The 20,390-nt window shown below is 43.7% G+C and carries 17 protein-coding genes; 13 read left to right on the top strand and 4 right to left on the bottom strand.

The annotated features are described in order from the left end of the window. The first annotated feature begins 17 nt into the window (after positions 1-17). The 9 genes from QR42_RS09100 to QR42_RS09060 all read left to right on the top strand — a co-directional run bounded on the left by QR42_RS09100 (position 18) and on the right by QR42_RS09060 (position 11,302). Complete coding sequence (locus QR42_RS09100) at positions 18-1,559, top strand: glycoside hydrolase family 10-like protein (RefSeq protein ID WP_039179134.1); 1,542 nt, start codon at positions 18-20, stop codon at positions 1,557-1,559. A gap of 144 nt (positions 1,560-1,703) precedes the next feature. Continuing rightward, positions 1,704-2,846, top strand: a complete 1,143-nt coding sequence (locus QR42_RS09095) for an acyl-CoA dehydrogenase family protein (RefSeq protein ID WP_039179129.1) — start codon at positions 1,704-1,706, stop codon at positions 2,844-2,846. 45 nt (positions 2,847-2,891) lie between these two features. Further along, the gene (locus tag QR42_RS09090; protein ID WP_039179126.1) at positions 2,892-4,526 is read left to right on the top strand and encodes an AMP-binding protein; all 1,635 of its coding nucleotides are present in this window, start codon (positions 2,892-2,894) and stop codon (positions 4,524-4,526) included. Between the two features lie 8 nt (positions 4,527-4,534). Then, positions 4,535-5,884 carry an acetyl-CoA carboxylase biotin carboxylase subunit gene (locus QR42_RS09085; protein ID WP_039179123.1) on the top strand — a complete coding sequence of 450 codons (1,350 nt, stop codon included), beginning with the start codon at positions 4,535-4,537 and terminating at the stop codon, positions 5,882-5,884. Continuing rightward, the gene (locus QR42_RS09080; RefSeq protein WP_039179120.1) at positions 5,881-6,096 is read left to right on the top strand and encodes an acetyl-CoA carboxylase biotin carboxyl carrier protein subunit; all 216 of its coding nucleotides are present in this window, start codon (positions 5,881-5,883) and stop codon (positions 6,094-6,096) included. Before QR42_RS09085 ends, QR42_RS09080 begins: the two co-directional genes overlap by 4 nt. Positions 6,097-6,107: 11 nt before the next feature. Beyond that, positions 6,108-7,004: a hydroxymethylglutaryl-CoA lyase gene (locus QR42_RS09075; RefSeq protein ID WP_039179116.1), complete on the top strand. Its 897-nt coding sequence runs from the start codon at positions 6,108-6,110 to the stop codon at positions 7,002-7,004. A 24-nt stretch (positions 7,005-7,028) separates the two neighbouring features. Then, positions 7,029-7,811 carry an enoyl-CoA hydratase gene (locus QR42_RS09070; RefSeq protein WP_039179114.1) on the top strand — a complete coding sequence of 261 codons (783 nt, stop codon included), beginning with the start codon at positions 7,029-7,031 and terminating at the stop codon, positions 7,809-7,811. Positions 7,812-7,829: 18 nt separating this feature from the next. Next, positions 7,830-9,353 (top strand): acyl-CoA carboxylase subunit beta, encoded by a 1,524-nt coding sequence (locus tag QR42_RS09065; protein ID WP_039179111.1) that lies wholly within the window; start codon positions 7,830-7,832, stop codon positions 9,351-9,353. Positions 9,354-9,367: 14 nt separating this feature from the next. Then, positions 9,368-11,302 carry an AMP-binding protein gene (locus tag QR42_RS09060; protein WP_039179108.1) on the top strand — a complete coding sequence of 645 codons (1,935 nt, stop codon included), beginning with the start codon at positions 9,368-9,370 and terminating at the stop codon, positions 11,300-11,302. A gap of 29 nt (positions 11,303-11,331) precedes the next feature. Here QR42_RS09060 and cysI read toward each other — a convergent pair whose 3' ends face one another. Further along, complete coding sequence (gene cysI, locus QR42_RS09055) at positions 11,332-13,050, bottom strand: assimilatory sulfite reductase (NADPH) hemoprotein subunit (RefSeq protein WP_039179105.1); 1,719 nt, start codon at positions 13,048-13,050, stop codon at positions 11,332-11,334. Between the two features lie 33 nt (positions 13,051-13,083). Next, a complete protein-coding gene (locus QR42_RS09050; RefSeq protein WP_039179103.1) occupies positions 13,084-14,904 on the bottom strand; it encodes an assimilatory sulfite reductase (NADPH) flavoprotein subunit in 1,821 nt (606 codons plus the stop codon). 261 nt (positions 14,905-15,165) lie between these two features. On the opposite strand from QR42_RS09050, the gene QR42_RS09045 reads away from it, so the two are divergent. Continuing rightward, positions 15,166-15,564 carry a DUF3221 domain-containing protein gene (locus QR42_RS09045; protein WP_235354815.1) on the top strand — a complete coding sequence of 133 codons (399 nt, stop codon included), beginning with the start codon at positions 15,166-15,168 and terminating at the stop codon, positions 15,562-15,564. 69 nt (positions 15,565-15,633) lie between these two features. On the opposite strand, the gene QR42_RS09040 is transcribed toward QR42_RS09045, so the two are convergent. Further along, the gene (locus tag QR42_RS09040) at positions 15,634-17,061 is read right to left on the bottom strand and encodes an aldehyde dehydrogenase family protein (protein WP_039179097.1); all 1,428 of its coding nucleotides are present in this window, start codon (positions 17,059-17,061) and stop codon (positions 15,634-15,636) included. A 212-nt stretch (positions 17,062-17,273) separates the two neighbouring features. Here QR42_RS09040 and QR42_RS09035 point away from each other — a divergent pair, with 212 nt between their 5' ends. Genes QR42_RS09035 through QR42_RS09025 form a run of 3 tightly spaced genes read left to right on the top strand, consistent with a single transcriptional unit; the run spans position 17,274 to position 18,900 of the window. Beyond that, positions 17,274-17,699 carry a DMT family transporter gene (locus tag QR42_RS09035; RefSeq protein WP_039183136.1) on the top strand — a complete coding sequence of 142 codons (426 nt, stop codon included), beginning with the start codon at positions 17,274-17,276 and terminating at the stop codon, positions 17,697-17,699. A 13-nt stretch (positions 17,700-17,712) separates the two neighbouring features. Continuing rightward, on the top strand, positions 17,713-18,393 hold the full coding sequence (locus QR42_RS09030) for a Crp/Fnr family transcriptional regulator (protein ID WP_039179093.1): 681 nt from the start codon (positions 17,713-17,715) through the stop codon (positions 18,391-18,393). Positions 18,394-18,414: 21 nt separating this feature from the next. Beyond that, positions 18,415-18,900 carry a DMT family transporter gene (locus tag QR42_RS09025; RefSeq protein ID WP_039179091.1) on the top strand — a complete coding sequence of 162 codons (486 nt, stop codon included), beginning with the start codon at positions 18,415-18,417 and terminating at the stop codon, positions 18,898-18,900. 7 nt (positions 18,901-18,907) lie between these two features. Here the strand turns inward: QR42_RS09025 and QR42_RS09020 are convergent, their stop codons facing one another. Then, positions 18,908-20,314 (bottom strand): phospholipase D-like domain-containing protein, encoded by a 1,407-nt coding sequence (locus tag QR42_RS09020; RefSeq protein WP_039179087.1) that lies wholly within the window; start codon positions 20,312-20,314, stop codon positions 18,908-18,910. Positions 20,315-20,390 lie beyond the last annotated feature (76 nt).

The following is a 20,390-nucleotide window of genomic DNA, read 5'->3' as shown; positions in this document are numbered from 1 at the left end:
ATGAGGTGATGCAAAACATGCTGAAAAAGATCAGTATGACAGTTCTAACACTGATGTTAATGTTTGTATTCTTATTGATTCCTTCTAGCAGTCTAGCAGCTCGTCCAGTGCCAAAAGGGAAGCTTGAGAGCACAAGAGAAATGCGCGCGGTATGGATTGCATCGGTTTATAACTTAGATTGGCCCTCAAAGAAGGGGCTGCCCGTAGCAGAGCAGAAAAAAGAGTTCATTCGTTTGTTAGACGAGATCAAAGCAATGAATATGAATGCCGTCATTATGCAAATTAAACCAACAGCAGATGCTTTTTATCCTTCAGCATACGGGCCGTGGTCAGAGTATTTGACTGGAACGCAAGGGAAAGATCCTGGGTATGATCCGCTTGAGTTTATGATAGAAGAAGCTCATAAACGCGGCCTTGAATTTCATGCTTGGTTTAATCCTTACCGAATCACGATGAATCATACTGATCTCAGCCGTTTATCAGCTGATCACCCTGCAAGACAACATCCTGAATGGACCATTGCCTACGGTAATCAGCTATATTACAACCCTGGCATCCCTGAAGCACAGGACTTCATTGCCCTCGGCATAGAAGAGGTTGTGAAAAACTACGATATTGATGCAGTGCATATGGATGATTATTTTTACCCAAATAAAATAGCCGGTGTGCCGTTTCCAGATCAAGAAACATATGAAACATATGGAAAAAAAGCTTTTACACATATAGAAGATTGGCGAAGAGATAATGTGAATCAGCTGGTGAAGCAAATCAATGACACCATTAAGAAAGAAAAACCTTATGTGAAATTTGGTATTAGTCCATTCGGGGTTTGGCGCAACATAAAAGATGACCCGACTGGTTCAAACACCACTGCAGGAATGACCAACTACGATGATTTGTATGCTGATACAAGAGAGTGGATTCAGCAGCACGATATTGATTATGTCACTCCGCAAATTTACTGGAGCATCGGTTTTCAAGCTGCCGCTTATGACGTGCTGACGAAATGGTGGTCAAATGAGGTGAAAGGGGAGCCGGTTCACCTGTATATTGGTCAGGCGGCATATAAAATTAATCAAAACAGTGATCCTGCTTGGTCTGACCCGGAAGAATATTTTAGGCAGATTGAGCTGAACAGGCAGTCACAGCTCGTGCAGGGAAGCATGCATTTCAGCTTAAAGGATCTCAATCGCAACCCTTTGAATGTAAAGGATCGATTGATAGAAGAGTCATACCGCAAACCAGCTCTCATTCCAGAAATGCCTTGGCTTCATCAGAAAGCGCCTAAAAAACCAATCATTCAATCTGTGAAAAAGACAGCGGATGGTGCGGCTTTGCAAATCAAAAATGATCCACATTCTACCGTATCCTATTATGCAGTCTATCGATTGACAAATAAAGGAACATATGAATTGGTGCAAACAGTTAGAAAAGAAAAAGGCGCCATCACAACGATTAAAGACCTACCAATCAATCAAAAGACGATTGATACTTATAAGATTACGGCTCTTAATCGTCTTCATCACGAAAGCAAGCCTTCTACAAAAATAGTAAAATAACGAAAAAAGCATGAATGAGGATTTTCTTCGTTCATGCTTTTTTTCTATTATTCTTGTTTTAATTTTCTGAATTCAATCAAGCTTGGCATGAAGCAGCTGCTTGATTAATAAATATGATAGAAAAGAGACAAAGGGGGAAGCAAGATGGATTTTGAATTAACGAAAGAACAACAAATGATCCGCCAGATGGTCAAAGATTTTGCCAAAGCAGAAATTGCACCACACGCTCAAACGATTGATGAACAGGCCGTATTCCCAGCCAAAACGTTTCAAAAAATGGGGGAGCTCGGCTTTATGGGCATCCCCTTTCCAGAGAAATACGGAGGCTCAGGAGGAGATACGATATCGTATGCACTCGCTGTAGAAGAAATAGGAAAACAGTGTGCCAGTACAGGTCTTAGCTATGCCGCAGCCGTATCCTTAGGCGCAAGCCCGCTTTATTACTTCGGTACAGAGGACCAAAAGATGGACCACCTTGTCCCGCTGGCTTCTGGGACAGCACTTGGTTCCTTCGGATTAACAGAACCAAACGCAGGGTCAGATGCAAAAGGGACAAAAACAAAAGCAGTCAAAGACGGACAAGAATATGTCATCAGCGGGGAGAAGTGCTGGATCACAAACGCCAATTTTGCCAGAACCATTATTGTCACCGCTGTCACGGATCATGATGAACACGGCCGCCCGATCATCTCCGCCTTCATTGTGGAGAAAGGGCAAAAAGGGCTGTCCATTACAAATCCATATGACAAAATGGGCGTGCGCGGGTCAGATACAGCAGAAATCATTTTAGACGGTGTACGTGTACCAGCCCAGAATATTTTAGGAGACCCAGCGAAAGGCTTTAAGCAATTTTTATATACATTAGACGGAGGACGTATTTCAATTGCTGCGTTATCAGTTGGCATTGCACAAGCTGCACTCGATGCTTCGCTCTCGCATGCAAAGGAAAGAAAGCAATTTGGGCAGACCCTTTCTTCCTTCCAAGCCATTCAGTTTAAGCTGGCAGATATGGCGATGCAAATAGAACTCGCCAGACAAATGGTTTGGAAAGCCGCTTGGCTGAAAGATCACGGCAAGCCGTTTACAAAAGAAGCTGCTTATGCCAAACTTTTTGCTTCTGAAATGGCGACAAAAGCAAGCCTTGATGCTGTCCAAATTCACGGAGGAACAGGCTATATGAAAGAATGTGGTGTAGAACGGCTAGTGAGAGATGCAAAGCTGATGGAAATTGGAGAAGGGACCTCTGAAATTCAGCGTCTAGTCATCGCAAGACAACTGTTAGCGTAATCCGATAATGAAAACGCTTACTATCAATGGAGGAGGAAAGCCATCATGTCGATTCATCCACAGACAATCGGCTCCCTTTTAAAAGAGAAAAGGGAGCAGCATCCAGCACATGAAGCCATTGTGTATCCAGAACGTTCATTACGTTATTCATATGAAGCGTTTTATCGAGAAGTCAAGGAAACAGGGAAAGGTCTTATGGCATTAGGGGTTCAAAAAGGGGATCATATCGCCATCATGGCGCCCAATGTACCTGAATGGCTCATGCTGCAATTTGCCTGCGCGTCGATCGGAGCCGTTCTTGTCACCGTAAATACGAATTTTCAAGCACAGGAACTCGCCTATTTACTCAAGCATTCTGATAGCTGCATGCTGTTTATCGTGGACGGCTTTAAAGAGACATCCTATGTCAAAATGCTGGAAGAACTCATACCAGAGCTTCAAAACGCTCATCAAGGCGAGATCACCTCCTCATCTTTTCCTTATTTAAAAAGTGTCGTCTATATTGGCGAGCACACGCCAAAAGGCATGCACAGCTGGAACAGTATTCAAGCTGCTGCTAAAAGAACTGAGGATCACGAGTGGGAGAAACGAATGGATGAGCTTGCGCCAGATGACGTCATTAATATGCAATATACTTCAGGCACAACCGGCTATCCAAAAGGAGTCATGCTCAGCCATACAAACATCGTCTGCAATGCCAGCCAAATCGCAGATTGTATGAAGCTCACCCAAAAGGATCGAATGTGTATCCCCGTTCCTTTCTTTCATTGCTTTGGATCCGTTCTTGGCGTGCTTGCTTGCCTCACAAAAGGAGGAACGATTATTCCGGTTGAATCCTTCCACCCAGAGCGAGTCCTTCAAACCGTGGAAAAAGAGAAGTGCACCGTACTTCACGGCGTCCCGACAATGTTCATTGCAGAGCTTGACCATCCGAATTTTCACCAATACGATCTGTCCACATTACGAACGGGCATTATGGCAGGATCTCTTTGCCCATCCCATGTGATGAAAGCCGTCATTGAACAAATGGGACTGAAGGAGCTCACGATTGCCTACGGACAGACTGAAAGCTCTCCTGTCATTACCCAAACAAGAACGGATGATTCATTTGAAAGACGGGTTCAAACCGTCGGCCGGGCGCTTCCTCACATCGAAGTGAAAATCACCGTCCCAGGCACGCCGGAGGAAGTACCAAGAGGAGAACAAGGCGAGCTGTGTACAAGAGGCTATCATGTGATGAAAGGCTACTATAAAAATGAAGAAGCCACAAATGAAGTGATTGATGAGGACGGCTGGCTTCATACGGGAGATTTAGCAGAGATGGATGAGGACGGCTATGTGAAAATCACAGGACGGCTGAAAGATATGATCATTAGAGGCGGGGAGAATGTATACCCAAAAGAGATTGAGGACGTTCTTTATACTCATCCGGACATTCTTGATGCACAGGTTGTTGGTATACCTGACGAGACGTATGGAGAAGAAGCCGCCGCATTCATTCGGCTTAAGCAAGGCAGAACGGTGACGATTGAGACACTCACCAGCTATTGTCAGTCGCAAATGGCGCGCTACAAAATTCCTAAATATTTTTTCATCACTGACGAGTATCCGATGACCGCATCAGGGAAGATTCAAAAATTTCGTCTGAAAAAACAGGCGCTTGATCTAATAAAGGAGTGAAGGCAGCGATGTTTCAAAAAGTACTGATTGCCAATCGAGGCGAAATTGCCAGGCGAATTATTCGAACATGTAAAAGGCTCGGGATCCACACCGTTGCCGTTTATTCAGAAGCAGATCAGCATGCCCTTCATGTGCAAGAAGCAGACAGAGCCTATCTGATTGGAGGCGCGAAAGTATCTGAAAGTTATTTAAACATGGAAGCCATCATTAGGGTTGCCAAGCAGACAAATACAGATGCTATTCACCCAGGATATGGCCTCTTATCAGAAAATGCGGCCTTTGCAGAACGCTGCCGCAGCGAAGGTATTGCCTTTATTGGACCATCTGCACAAGTCATTCAGCGAATGGGGAATAAAATTGAAGCAAGAAAAACGATGGCTCAAGCAGGTATCCCCATTGTACCAGGCGTTTCAGCTCCGCTGCATGATGCAGAAGAAGGAGTGAGTCAAGCGCAGTCACTCGGTTATCCGATCATGCTCAAGGCATCAAGCGGGGGCGGCGGAATTGGTATGCAGCTCGTGCAAAATGACGATGAGCTGTACAGGGCTTTTGAAGGGAATCAAAAAAGAGCACAAAGCTTTTTCAACGATGGGACGCTGTATATGGAAAAGGTCATTGAAAACGCGCGGCACATTGAAATTCAAGTTCTCTTTGATTCCTTCGGCCATGGGGTTCACTTATTTGAGCGCGACTGTTCACTCCAAAGAAGACATCAAAAAATCATTGAAGAAGCACCAGCCGCCTGTCTCGATGAACCGGTGAGACGTCAGATGGGGGAGATGGCCGTCAAAGCAGCCAAAGCGATTGGGTATGAAAATGCAGGGACGATTGAATGCTTAGTCGATCAGCATCAACAATTTTATTTCCTAGAAATGAACACAAGATTACAAGTAGAGCACCCTGTCACAGAAGAAATTACAGGTATTGACCTTGTTGAGGAGCAGCTGAAAATCGCTGCATGTGAGCCGCTTTCCTTTAATCAGGAGGATATTCATCAAATCGGGCATGCCATCGAGGTTAGAATTTATGCGGAAGATCCCGTCACCTTTTATCCTTCACCAGGAACGATCACTCGGCTTTCTACGCCTGAAGCTCCGTATATCCGTCATGAGTCAAGTGTGACAAAGGGAAGCATTATAACCCCTTTTTACGATCCAATGATTGCGAAAATGATCGTTTACGGTGATACACGAAAACTTGCAATAGAACGATTAAAAGGGGCATTACAAGCATATGAAATAGAAGGGATCAAAACCAACTTACCACTTTTAAGGGAAATGGCCGGATCTTCTGCCTTCTTACAAGGCAGCATCACAACCGATTTTCTCATGAAAAAAAGGGAGGGAAACCGTTCATGAAAACTGTCACGATTCAAATGGCCGGAAACTTGTGGAAGCTTCTTGTGAAACAAGGCGATGAAGTGCAAAAAGGACAGGAGGTTGCCATCTTAGAATCAATGAAAATGGAAATTCCGATCGTTGCTGAAGAGGCCGGGATCATCCGCAAAGTGCATAAAGCAGAGGGGGAATTTGTCGATGAAGGAGAGGTTCTTTTAGAACTAACAGAATAGGAGGGAGCCAGATGGCATTACCAAAGAGTGTGCTTATCAGGGAGGTCGGCCCGCGGGACGGACTGCAAAATGAATCAGTCTGGCTGGACACAAGCGAGAAGCGAACGTGGATAGATCTGCTCACAGCAGCCCAGCTCCCTTATATTGAAGTCACATCATTTGTTCATCCTAAATGGGTTCCAGCCTTAAAAGATGCCAAAGAACTCACCCAATCCTTAAACCAAAAAGACGACATCACCTATGCAGCACTCATTCCCAATGAAAAAGGCTTAGCTCATTTTTTTGAAGCCAATCTTGACACAGGCGCTATGTTTATCTCTTCGAGTGAAACACATAACAAGAAAAATATGAATCAATCCATCCACGAAACACTTCCTGTCATCAAACAAATGACAGCTGATTTAAAAGCAGCAGGAAAACACACACGCGCGTATATTTCCACCGTGTTTGGCTGTCCGTATGAAAAACAAGTGCCAATGGATCAAGTCCTGCGGTTAACGGATATTTTGCTTTCTTATGGCATTGATGAAATATCGCTCGGTGACACCATCGGTGAAGCCCATCCGCTACAAGTAGAAAGGCGCTTAGACATTTTACTTGAACGTTTTCCTGCTGATAAAATCGCTCTCCATTTTCATGATACGAAGGGGATGGCTCTTGCCAATATTTATACGGCATTAAAAGCCGGAATCACGATATTTGACTCCTCCAGCGGGGGGCTTGGCGGATGTCCCTATGCACCTGGCTCCAGCGGAAATGTGGCGACAGAAGATGTGGTGCATATGCTTCAAAAACTAGGAATTGAGACAAATATTCACCTTCCTGCATTAATTCAAGCGGCAGAATGGATTGAAGCGAAAGTGGATCGAATCCTGCCTAGTCACTGTTTACGCGCTTATCACTCATAGACTACTTCATAAAGGATGAATAACATGACATCATTGGTTCATTATTCGATACAAGATGAACAGATCGGTATTATGACCTTAAACAGGCCAGAACAAGCGAATTCCCTATCCTCTACAATGCTCGAGGAGATCAATCAAATCATTCAAGAAATCAAACACGACGAAAGCATCCGCTGTCTGCTCATTACAGGAGCCGGTTCAAAAGTCTTTTGCGCTGGAGCCGATTTAAAAGAACGACGATTGATGACAGAAGCAGAAGCAAAAGGAGCTGTTCGTTCAATTCAGCAAACCTTTATCGAGATTGAATCCATTCCTGTACCTGTCATTGCAGTGATGAACGGACACGCACTGGGCGGAGGACTTGAGCTCGCGCTCGCTTGTGATCTCCGCATCGCACGAGCCGGAGCCAGACTCGGCCTGCCAGAAACAGGACTAGCTATCATACCAGGAGCCGGAGGGACGCAGCGGCTTCCGCGTCTCATTGGACTCGGTAAAGCAAAAGAACTTATTTTCACAGGCGCATCATTACAAGCAGAAGAAGCCATTCAAATCGGGCTGATTGAGCATATTTCTGTAGCAGATTCCCTTATGAACGATGCCATCTCTCTTGCAAAACAAATCACCAAAAATGGTCCGCTTGCCTTAAAAGAAGCGAAGCAAGCAATTTATTCAAGCCTTGATCACGATTTGCATACAGGTCTAACGAAGGAATACGAAGCCTATCTACGGCTCATTGATACAGAAGATCGAACGGAAGGTCTTCAAGCCTTCCAAGAAAAACGCACGCCTCAATACAGAGGCAGGTAGTAAGAAAGGGGAATGGGTATGATTGAAGAATATGAACTCAAAAAACAGCAGATTCTGAAAGGCGGGGCCGAGCGATACCATCAAAAAAACAAAGAAAAAGGAAAATTGTTCGTCCGTGACCGCCTTCAGTTGTTATTGGATGAGGATTCTTTCATTGAGGATGCCATGTTTGCCGAGTGTCAAGATGCACATTTACCAGCAGATGGTGTTGTCACAGGGACGGGGCGGATGAATGGGCAGACGGTTTGCGTCATGGCAAATGATTCTACCGTCAAAGCAGGATCATGGGGCGTCAAAACGGTAGAAAAAATCATTAGAATCCAAGAAACAGCCGAAAAACTCAACTGTCCGATGCTGTATTTAGTCGACTCTGCGGGTGCTAGAATCACCGATCAAATCGCTATGTTTCCAGGCAGAAGAGGTGCAGGCCGCATTTTTTATAACCAGGTAAAGCTATCTGGACGTATTCCGCAAATTTGTTTACTATTTGGTCCTTCTGCAGCCGGAGGTGCTTACATTCCTGCTTTTTGTGACATCGTCGTCATGGTCGAAGGGAATGCCTCAATGTATTTAGGCTCACCGCGAATGGCCGAAATGGTGATTGGAGAGAAAGTATCACTTGAAGAAATGGGCGGAGCAAAAATGCATTGCAGCATTTCTGGATGCGGCGATATTTTAGCAAAAACAGAAGAAGAAGCCATTCAAATCGCTCGCACCTATTTAACTTACATGCCTGCCAATTATACAGAAAAACCAAAACTGGCAGCCGCAAAAGCACCTAAACCATCAGAGATTACCATTCAAGATCTCATCCCTAAAGGGCAGAATACCCCTTTTGATATGTATCAGCTTATTGATTTACTCATTGATGAAGGATCATTTTTTGAAATCAAAAAGCTATTTGCCGCAGAGTTGATTACAGGCTTTGGCCGCATGAATGGTCAGCCTGTCGGTCTTATTGCCAACCAGCCGAGGGTAAAAGGCGGCGTTTTATTCCATGACTCGGCCGACAAAGCCGCCAAGTTTATTCAGCTATGTGACGCCTTTCATATTCCACTCCTTTTTCTTGCGGATATACCGGGGTTTATGATCGGAACAAAAGTGGAACAAGCAGGCATTATCAGGCATGGGGCGAAAATGATCTCCGCCATGTCAGAGGCAACCGTTCCGAAAATATCCGTCATTGTTCGTAAAGCATATGGTGCAGGTTTATATGCGATGGCAGGACCAGCCTTTGAACCGGATTGCTGTCTCGCACTTCCATCAGCACAAATTGCTGTCATGGGACCAGAAGCCGCTGTAAATGCTGTCTATGCGAATAAAATTGCCGAATTGCCTGCCGAAGAGAGAGCCGCATTTATTCAAGAGAAACGCAAGGAATACCAGGAAGATATGAATATATATGAGCTTGCCTCTGAAATGATTGTTGATGGTGTCATCCCGTTTGACCATTTGCGAGATGAGCTTTGTCATAGATTACAAGCCTATACCGCTAAAGAAATGACATTTACAAGACGAAAACACCCGGTTTATCCGGTCTAAAGGGGGGCGGCCTCATGATGAATCAAAAACCAGCGTGGATCCCCGAAGAGCAGATGATGAAACAAACACGTCTTTACAAATGGATGTATTCACTTGGTTTTTCTAATTACGATGCGTTCTATCAAGCTAGTATCGACCATACCGATTGGTTTTGGAGAGAAGCTGAAAAGGCGGTCGGCATCGTGTGGAAGGAGCCGTATGAAGCCGTTTTAGGCCAAGATTCATTCATGTGGCCCAATTGGTATAAAGGCGGCCGGCTCAACGTGGTCGAAACGGCTGTTGACAAATGGGCAGAGAATGAAGAAACCCAGCATCAACCAGCCGTGATTTGGAGAAATGAAGCGGGAGAAGAAAGAAGATGGACGTTTCTTGAACTTCAGGAAAAAGTCAATCGTCTCGCTGCTGGTTTTTTGAAGAAGGGGCTTCGAAAAGGGGATGTGGCGGTCATTTATATGCCGATGCTTCCGGAAACGACTGCCGTCATGCTTGCCTTTGCAAAGATTGGTGTCATCTTTAGCCCAGTTTTTTCTGGCTATGGAAGCGAGCCTCTTGCCGTACGTATTCGTGCATCGGGGGCAAGCATTGTCGTCACAGGGTCGAGCGTGACGCGCCGGGGAAAAACGATCAACATGCGGGAATGTGCGGCAGAAGCAATCGACAAAACCAAGACCGTCAAAACAGTCATTGTACACGCTTCCTCTCATACGGGATATAAAGAGGATATGAAGCTAAACGATTTGTTAAAAGAAGAACCACTAAGTGAAACGACTTATCTTTCAAATGAAGATCCTCTTATGATCTTATACACGTCTGGAACAACCGGTACACCAAAAGGGGCTGTTCATACCCACGCAGGCTTTCCTGTAAAAGCGGCTTTTGATGCTGGTCTTTGTATGGATGTTGCAAAAGGAGACCGCTTGTTTTGGCTCACAGACATGGGATGGATGATGGGGCCATTTCTCGTTTTTGGCGGCTTGATCAATGGAGCTGCAATTGTTTTATATGACGGCGCTCCCGATTATCCAGATGAACAGCACCTTTGGTCATTCATCCACGAGCAAAAAGTCACCCATTTTGGACTTTCACCTACTTTTGTTCGATCTGCAATGCAGCAAAACCTTGCAGACATTGAGCTGCCGCATGTCAAAGCCATCATTTCTACAGGTGAACCGTGGAATGAAGCACCATGGCAATGGCTTTTTGACACAATTGGTCAAAAGCATATTCCGATCTTAAATTACTCAGGGGGAACAGAGGTTTCAGGCGGTATTGTAGGAAGTACGCTGCTTCGTCCAATCAAACCGATCCTTTTTAATGCGGCAATCTTAGGAATGGCGGCAGATGTGTTTAATGAGGCAGGACAGAGCGTGATGAATGAGGTAGGGGAGCTTGTTGTGAAAAAGCCATGGGTCGGTATGACATGTGGATTTTGGAAAGATCCGGAGCGATATGAAGACACATATTTCAAACGATTTGATGGGGTGTGGACACACGGTGATTGGGTGATGCAATCAGAGGATGGCGCATTCCATATCACGGGCAGATCGGATGATGTCATTAATACAGCAGGAAAACGCGTCGGTCCAGCTGAAATTGAATCCATTCTTGTCGGGCATCCAGCCGTACATGAGGCTGCTGTGATTGGAGTCAAGGATGAGGTGAAGGGAGAAGCACTTGTTTGTTTCGTTGTAGCCAGTTTACAGTCTTTCGAAGAAGCAGCACTCATTTCAGAGCTTAAAACTCATGTTGGTTCATATGCGGGGAAAGCGCTCACTCCAAAGGAAATTCATCTCATTTCAGCTTTACCGAAAACAAGAAACGGAAAAATCGTCCGGCGTTTATTAAAAGGCGCGTATGAACAGCAGCCTTCAACAGATCTATCTTCTTTAGATAATCCGAATGTGTACAAATGCATTTGCGAATACTTGAAAAGGAAACAAAGTATATAAAAAAAGACAGGAGAGATCCCTGTCTTTTTTTATTGCACATGAAAATTCGTGCCATCTGTTGTTGCTTTTACAATTCCTGCCCGAATCACAAAATCACCGAAATGTTCATCCTCTTCACGTTCTTTGGCATAGCGGGGGAGAAGAGAGCCAAGCTCGTTTAAAATGTCTTCTTCTCCAACATTTTCTCGGTACAGTTTACTTAATCTGCTGCCATCGAAAGCAGCGCCAAGATACATATTGTATTTGCCAGGTGATTTCCCGATAAAGCCAATTTCACCTAGTGCATGACGGGCGCATCCATTTGGACATCCAGTCATACGAATCGTGATTTCTTTATCACTTAAGCCGTTTTTTTCGACAATCTCTTCAATTTTGTCAATCAAGCGCGGGAGGTAGCGTTCTGCTTCTGCCATCGCTAAACCACATGTTGGAAGAGAAACACAGGCCATTGAACTGCGGCGGAGTGCCGAGTGCTGCTGGCCAGCTGATAAACCGAACTCCTGAATGAGCTGCTCGATTTGTTTCTTTTTATGCGTTGTGACATTTCCAATCATTAAATTTTGATTCGCTGTTAAGCGGAAGTCACCTGTATGAATCTTCGCGATTTCACGAATGCCTGTCATCAGCGGGTAGTCATCGTAATCTGTGATGCGGCCGCCTTCTACAAACATCGTATAATGCCATCTGCCATTGATGCCTTTTACCCAGCCATAGCGGTCACCGTTATGATCAAAGTGATAATCTCTTGCGTCTAAAAGGGTGAACCCTAGGCGGCGTTCAAGCTCTTCTTTTACATTCTCAAGACCGAGACGGTCCACTGTATATTTAAAGCGGGCATTTTTTCTCACCGAACGGTTTCCGTAGTCACGTTGAATAGTGATCACTTGTTTGGCAATCTCTACAACTTGTTCCGGTGTACAAAAGCCAATCACTTTTGCAAGCTGAGGATAGGTCGCTGTATCACCATGCGTCATGCCCATTCCGCCGCCAATCGCGACATTAAAGCCGACTAATTGATCATTTTCAATAATCGCAATGAAGCCTAAATCCTGCGAAAAGACATCAATATCGTTAGCAGGAGGGACCGCCACACCAATCTTGAATTTTCTTGGCAGATAAAGTGGACCATACATCGGCTCAACCTCTGTATCAGGCGTTGCCGCTACTTTTTCCTCATCAAGCCAAATTTCATGATATGCTCTTGTTTGCGGAAGCAGGTCATCACTTAATTTTTTGGCGAGCTCGTATACGTCATGGTGCACTTCTGATTGATAGGGATTTGACGTACACATGACATTACGGTTCACATCGCCGCAAGCAGCGATTGTATCAAGCATAGTAGAGTGGATGTCTTGAATGGTCTTTTTCATGTTCCATTTTAAAATACCGTGAAGCTGAAAGGTTTCGCGCGTTGTCAGCTTTAACGTTCCATTTCCGTATTTGTGAGCAAGCTCATCCATCACTAGCCACTGCTTGGATGTGGCGATTCCGCCAGGGAGGCGGACACGCAGCATAAATTGATAAGCAGGCTCAAGCTTTTGTTTTTGCCGTTCATTTCTCAGGTCACGATCATCCTGTAAATAACTGCCGTGATGCTTCATCAGGCGGTTGTCATCATCAGGAATACCCGCTGAAATCGGATCAAGCATCACTTCTTTTAATGTACCCCGTAAATAATCACTTTTTTCTTTGATTTCCTCTACGTCGCTCGGAGGTCCATCCGGCGCTGTTAATGCTGTCTTCACCATGTAAGTAAAAGCTCCTTTCTCTCAAGCATTCAATCAATATACGTCACGCTGATAGCGTTTTTGCTGCTGCAAGTTGGCTAGATAGCTTTCTGCTTTCTCTTTGCTCATCGCACCTTCTTCTTGGATGATTGATAGAAGGGTATCATGAACATCATGCGCCATATGTTTTTCATCTCCGCAGACATATACATAAGCACCTTGCTCCAGCCATTCGAATAATTCTTTACTTTGTTTCTTCATTTGGTGCTGGACATATACTTTTTCCTCTGAATCTCTTGAAAAAGCCACATCCATTTTCGTTAACACACCATCTTTTAACCACTTTTGCCATTCGGTTTGATATAAGAAATCCGTCACAAAGTGCTGATCACCGAAGAACAACCATGACTTTCCATCTGCACCGACTTCCTCACGCTCCTGCATAAATGAACGGAAAGGGGCGATACCTGTGCCTGGTCCCACCATAATGATCGGTGCATCATGGTTTTCAGGAAGCTTAAAGTTTTGATTGTGCTGGATATAAACAGGCAGCTTATCACCTGGCTCTAAGCGCTCCGCACATAAGATTGAGCAGACACCTTGACGTTCTCTTCCGTGAGCATCATATCTCACAGCACCGATCGTCAAATGAACTTCTTCTTCATTTGCTTTAAGGCTGCTTGCAATGGAATAAAGGCGTGCAGGAATTTTTCTTAAAATCGCAGTGAAGTCTGCCGCTGTTCCTTCAAAAGGACCGAAATCACGCGCAGCATCTACTAAATCTCTTCCTGCTATATACGCTTTTAATTTTTCTTCGCTTCCTTCTTCTAAAAGGGCCTGCAAGGCTTCGCTTTTTGTAAAGGACGACATCTTTTGAAGAAGAGGTTTTGTTAATACGGTAATCTCAAAATGAGAGGTGAGTGCTTCTTTTAAAGGAAGCGTGCCGCCGTTTTTATGAACGGTGACGGTTTCCTCTGCATTCCATCCACATGTTGTGATCAGTTCATCAACAAGCGCAGGATCATTTGTAGGATAAATACCAAGGCTGTCACCTGGCTCATAAACAAGTCCTGATCCTTCAAGAGAAAGCTCCAAATGACGGGTTTCTTTGTTAGAGCCGCGGCCATTTAGGTTGATATTTTCAAGCACTTCAGCATAAAAAGGATTTGTTCTTGAGTATTCAGATGCAGCGGTTTGAGTGTTTACTCCTGCTGATTCCTGCTGGGTTGCTGCGGCTCCGCCTTCACTAAGTGAAGATGCCACCCCTTGAAGCCATTCAGAAAACGGCTCATCATAATCAAGGTCACAGTCCACTCGATCGAAAAGACACGTTCCGCCAAGCTCTTTTAAACGCTCATCAAATTCTTTACCAGTTTGACAGAAGAATTCGTAAGAGCTGTCACCAAGTGAAAGGACAGAAAAGCTTAAATGATCAAGCTTTGGTGCACGTCTGCCGTGAACATATTCATGGAAAGAAAGGGCATTATCAGGCGGATCTCCCTCACCATGTGTGCTGACAATGATCAGTAAATTGTTTATTTTTTTCAGACTATTTGGTTTAAAATCTGACATAGAAGAGAGCGTCACTTGAAAACCTTTCTCTTCAAGATGCTGCGCTGTCTTTTTTGCTAACCCTTCAGAATTGCCTGTTTGCGAGCCATAAAGCACGGTCACATCTTTGCTGACAGGCTGCGCTGGTGCTGCAGCAGAAGGAGAAGGGGGTTGGGCAGTATTTTCTAATCCGGTTAAAGCTGCCTGTGCTGATAAATAACCGGTAAGCCAAATTTTTTGCTGATCTGTTAAAGTCGGAAGCAGCTGATTAAGCAGTTCTGCCTGCTGCTGACTAAACGGACTGTTCAATACATGAAGTTGCAACGATATCCACCTCACAAGGAATATAAACATAGATTAATTCGATAGGAATTATATATATAGGTTCAATTTGAACTTTACCGAAAGTTTGCCATTAAGTAAAATATATAATATTGATTGTCATGATTAAGATTTCTAATACCTTTGCAAGGTGAAGGAACTTGAAGATGAATCGCTTATCTGTATAAAGCACCTTAAGAAAAATGGGGCCGTTTTGAATGAAGAAGCAATCGTAAGGAATTGAAAAGGGGTGTATGAAAATTGATGCAGCTAAAATTTAAAAACAGAAAATGTTTTCGGCTTGTCTTCTTGATTGTTCTCATTTTATTAGCAGCGTGCAATTCTCCAAAGGGCAATATAAAGGATTCATACAATAAGAATAAAACAACAACATCTTTTTCAAAAAAAGGCGTACTGCTAAGTAAAGGGGAAACAAATTTACTTCTTATAAATAATAGAACGCCTCTAAAAAGCGATGATTCATTGAATACACAACTATTTATTGATAAGTATAAAGACGATCTCATCATAATCGACTTAACGAAAGTAGATTCTAAAAAGCTGTCACAGGGTCAAACGATTGAGGTTTGGTTCGATGAGTTACAAGAATCGGCTCCTCCTAAAGCAACGGTCAAAAAATATCACATCATGATGGATAAGTAGGGGAGCAGGGGCAGATTCTTTCTATCATGAAAAAGGAGAAAAACCCTAAGGTTTTTCTCCTTTCTCAAATTATGCTGTTGGAAGTCCCATCACAGCTTTCACTTCTAAATATTCCTCGATTCCGAAGTCTCCCCATTCTCTTCCGATACCAGATTGCTTAAAGCCGCCAAACGGGGCAAAGTAATCTGTTTCGGCATTGTTAATGGTAATTTGACCGGCACGAATATGTTCAGCTACATATTTTAATGTTTTTTCATCTTTTCCAACCACATATCCAGCAAGACCGTACACTGTATCATTGGCAATCTCAAGGGCATGATCCAGGTCTTGATATGTGATCACACTCATGACGGGTCCGAATATTTCCTCTTGCGCAATGGTCATATCATTTTTCACATTTGTGAAAATAGTATGCTTGGCAAAATATCCTTTGTCTAGTCCGTCCGGCTTCCCAGTTCCCCCAGCAAGCAGATTGGCACCTTCTTGAATTCCTTTTTCAATATAAGACTGCACGGTATCCCACTGCTTTTTGGAGACAAGCGGGCCAGTGGCGTGATCTTCTCGCGGATCACCAACTGTAAACTTCGGCAGGGCATTCAGCAGCGCTTTTTCAAATGCGTCTTTCATTGATTCAGGAATCAGCACACGTGTAGCTGCGGAACATACTTGACCTGTATTCATCGCAATATGATGAACGGCTGTTTCGGCTGCCTCATCCACATCTGCATCATCTAAGACGATAAGAGGGGATTTACCGCCGAGCTCAAGAGCCACTTTCTTAATATTGTCTGCAGCGTTCTCCATTATTTTAGAGCCGACAGCACCTGATCCAGTAAATGAAACAAAGTCAATATCAGGGTGTGAGCTAATGCCGTCACCAATGACGTCACCAGTTCCGTTAACTAGGTTGAAGACTCCTTTTGGTACGCCTGCTTCATTAATGATGTCTGCAAGAATCATTGCGGCAAAAGGTGTAATTTCTGCAGGCTTTAAGACGACTGGTGAACCTGCTGCAATGGCACCTGCGATTTTAAGTGATGTTTGATTCGTTGGGAAATTCCAAGGTGTAATCAATCCGCTGACACCAATCGCTTCTTTTATAATGGTATGCCCGCCGCGGTCCTCAGTAAATGTATATGATTTAAGTGCTTCCGCTGCTTTAGAAAAATGTTCATGTCCCATTTTGTAATGAACCTCTTCTGATACTTTCAGCGGTGCACCGAGCTCTTGTGTCATGACTTCTATCAGTTCATCCTTACGTTTTTCGTAGCCGCGCACAATGTTTTCCAGCATCTTTACGCGTTCATTTCGAGATGTTTTTGAGAAAGAAGGGAAGGCGGCACGAGCAGCTTTGACTGCCTTATCTAAATCTTCTTTTGTACCTAAACTAATGGTGCCAATGACTTCCTCTGTAGCAGGATTGATGACTTCCGTCGTTTCGTTTCCTGTTGATGCGATCCATTCTCCGTTAATAAAATGTTTCTCTTGATTTCTCATTCTGACATGTCTCCTTTTTATATGTGATTCCATTCAATATTCTGTTTTCAGGTGATATAAAACTGTACCCACTGTGAAAAATCTAAAACGATGAAACTGTAAAAGAAAAAGTTTCTGATATAATACGCAAAGTGGGACATATGTCCTTTTCAACATCAGGGCATCTATCATTTAATGGAACTAGACTGAAAAAAGAAGGAGCATTTGAACGAATGAAAGGTGTTATTTTCGCTTTATTAGGAGGCGCTTGTATTACACTGCAAGGCGTAGCAAACGCAAGAATCAGCCAGGATATCGGGACATGGCAGGCGGCAACCATCACGCAGCTGACCGGTTTTGTTATCGCACTTATCATTTTACTGATCGTACGTGACGGACATGTTCGAGAATATCGAAAGGTGCAGCCGCTTTATTTAGTAGGCGGCGCATTTGCAGCCATTATTATTTTTAATGAAGTCACTGCGATTCAAATGATCGGTGTCACACTGACGATCGCTGCTTTACTCATTGCACAGCTGGCATTTACCTTTGCAATCGATGCAAAAGGATGGTTTGGTGTACAGAAGAAGAAAATGAAATGGCCGCATTATGCAGGAATTCTATTGATGATCGCGGGTGTAATCATTTTAAAGCTATAAAGGAGGGCGTCAGATGGAGGAGCTTCATGATGAATGTCTATTTTCTTCTTATCTCAAGGCACATCAATTAGAAAACGTCTTTCATCAGAAACTCATATCACATGTCAGCTTATGGCGCTATGAGCAAGGTGAGCTGATTTGTTCAAAGGGAGATCAGAGGGAGCACTTGTACTTGTTAGTAAAAGGAAAATTAAAGATTTTCACCACCACAAAGGAAGGGAAGACCTTTATTCTTTGTTTTAAACATCCTCTTGAAGCGATTGGAGATATTGAATACGTTCAGCAGACAGATATGGTCAATACAGTGGAGGCTGTCACAGAAGTACATATGCTAAGGATTTCTCATCAAGCGCTCATGCGTCATGCGAAGGATGACCCCCGCATATTAACCTTTTTATTAAAAGGTATTACAAACAAATTTTATACGAAATCAAACGATTTGAGCTTCCACCTTTTATATCCTGTAGAGGTCAGGCTCGCAAGCTACTTATTGTCTGTGTTAACAGGTGATAACAGCGCGAGCGCACTTCGTCTTACTGATGCGGCGAGCTTAATTGGTACAAGCTATCGTCATATTAACCGGGTGATTCAGCAATTCTGTGAAAAAGGGCTGATAGAGAGGCAAAGAGGCGAGATTACGATTCTTGACCGGAAAGGGCTCTTAGAAATAGCCGAGCACAACATTTATGAATAGAAGAAATGAAGGGATTCAGACATGATCATAGGAATAGGATTAGCCATCGCGGCTGGCGCACTCGTCAGCTTACAAACCATTTTTAACAGTAAGGTCAATGAGCAGACAGGCTCTTGGTCAACAACCACTCTCGTTCTAGGTATGGGCTTTATTGCTTCACTTTTGATGGGTCTTTTGCTAGAAGGAACCGGCATGTTTCAATTAAGACATATGGAAGCGTGGTACTGGATTAGCGGAGCCATTGGAGTAGGGGTGGTCATCTGCCTCGTTCAAGCAATCAAACGTCTTGGTCCGACTTATGGAATCTCAATTGTCCTAATTTCACAGCTTGGCTGCGCGCTTTTGTTTGATTCGCTTGGCTGGCTTGGGTTAGAGAAAGTGGAATTTTCTCCCGCAAAACTATTAGGTGTCATTGTGATTGTTGCAGGGATCTTGGTGTTTAAATTGACCAAATTGGAACCAGCAGAAGAAGAGCAATCAGAAGAAAAAGGGCTGCCACAAGAGTAGCTGCCCTTTAGATCAACCGCCGCCATAAAACGGTTATCGCGGATAAACCATTTAAAAGGAGCCTTTTCATCAAAGGCTTTTTTTTCTGCCCATAGCCGTCCGCTTTATAGGCTGCTTTGTCCTTCGCGACGAGAATACTATAGGCGATTTTACGTTCGATTGCCTGAGTAAGTGATAGCGCAAACGGGGCACTATCAATGACCAAAATCGACTCTGTATTTAAAAAACTAGACCTCGCATCTAAATTATATGTTCCAATAATACTTAAATAATCATCAATGACCATCGATTTCGCATGAATGGAATACGGACCTTCATATTCGTACAAATGAACGCCTGTTTTCATCAGTTCCTTTTTCGTGCTTAAGTAGCCTGCAAAAGCTAAAGGATTTGGCGTGGCTGTCAGAGAATTCGTGACAACTGTTGTTTGAATCTCGCTAGCTAATGGAGTGAGGCCGTCCTTCATGGGTCGTGTCGGGATAATATAAGGCGTCTGTATGAGCACAGATCGCTTTGCCCGGTGAGCAAGATCGTTTAATTTTTTCAGTACAAGAGGACGCTTATTGAAGCGCTCCACTGGATTTGTAAAGAATGCAATCTGTTTTACTGAGGTGGTATCTGCTGCCCAATTAAAGGACGACATCACAAAAGGTTCTTTCGTACGCACTGCCTCCTGATAGGATCTAAGCAGTTTCTTTCTTAGTTTTAAGCCTTTTTTTGCTTTTTGCTTGGAGAACACGGCTTTTGTTTTTTTCGTAAAGTTATGATTCCATAAATAAACGAAATATTGCTCCATTTCATCTAATACTTTTCCTTTTTTGTCGTTATAAAGCAGCACATCGCGGTCGAATGCAAAGTCTTTCGGCGGCTGATCTGCAAAGTATTTATCACCGATATTTCTTCCGCCCATGACAGCTACTCGGCCATCTGCCAGCAGCAGCTTATCATGAAGGCGGTTATGCCACGTCCATGGCTTAAATAACCGAAAGGGCTCATAAAAACGAATGGCCATGTTCGGGTGATTTGCCACGGCATACCTTAAATGCTTCAGCGGTCCACGCAAACTGTGGCAGATGCCGTCTAAAAGCAGCTGAACCTTTACCCCTCGATCAGCTGCTTCAATCAAAGCACCTAGTACCCATTCGGCTGTTTTTCCCTTTTGAATGGAGTAATAACTAAGACGGATCATCCTCTTTGCCTCACGAATCATTTGAATTCTGGCCTGGCCAGACTCAAATCCATCGTCAAGAAGCATCACTTGATTTGTGCCCTGATCGTCTCCTGAGATGGAAGAGGCTTTATAGATACAATGTTCTTTGCATGTTTTTTGAATCGGTAAATAAAACAAAACAAATGCGGTCAAAAAGACATAAACGACATAGAGAAGGATCAGATAAAACAAAAGATGAAGCATACGGATCAGCTCCTTTCACATAGACACAACTTTTCCTTAGTTTATGTCAAAAATAAAATTTCACTCATTTTCGCCT

This window comes from Bacillus sp. WP8, from assembly GCF_000800825.1.
GTDB classification, from domain to species: domain Bacteria; phylum Bacillota; class Bacilli; order Bacillales; family Bacillaceae; genus Bacillus; species Bacillus safensis.
The sequence above is the reverse complement of the archived record's forward strand: the minus strand, read 5'-3'. Positions and strand labels throughout refer to the sequence as shown.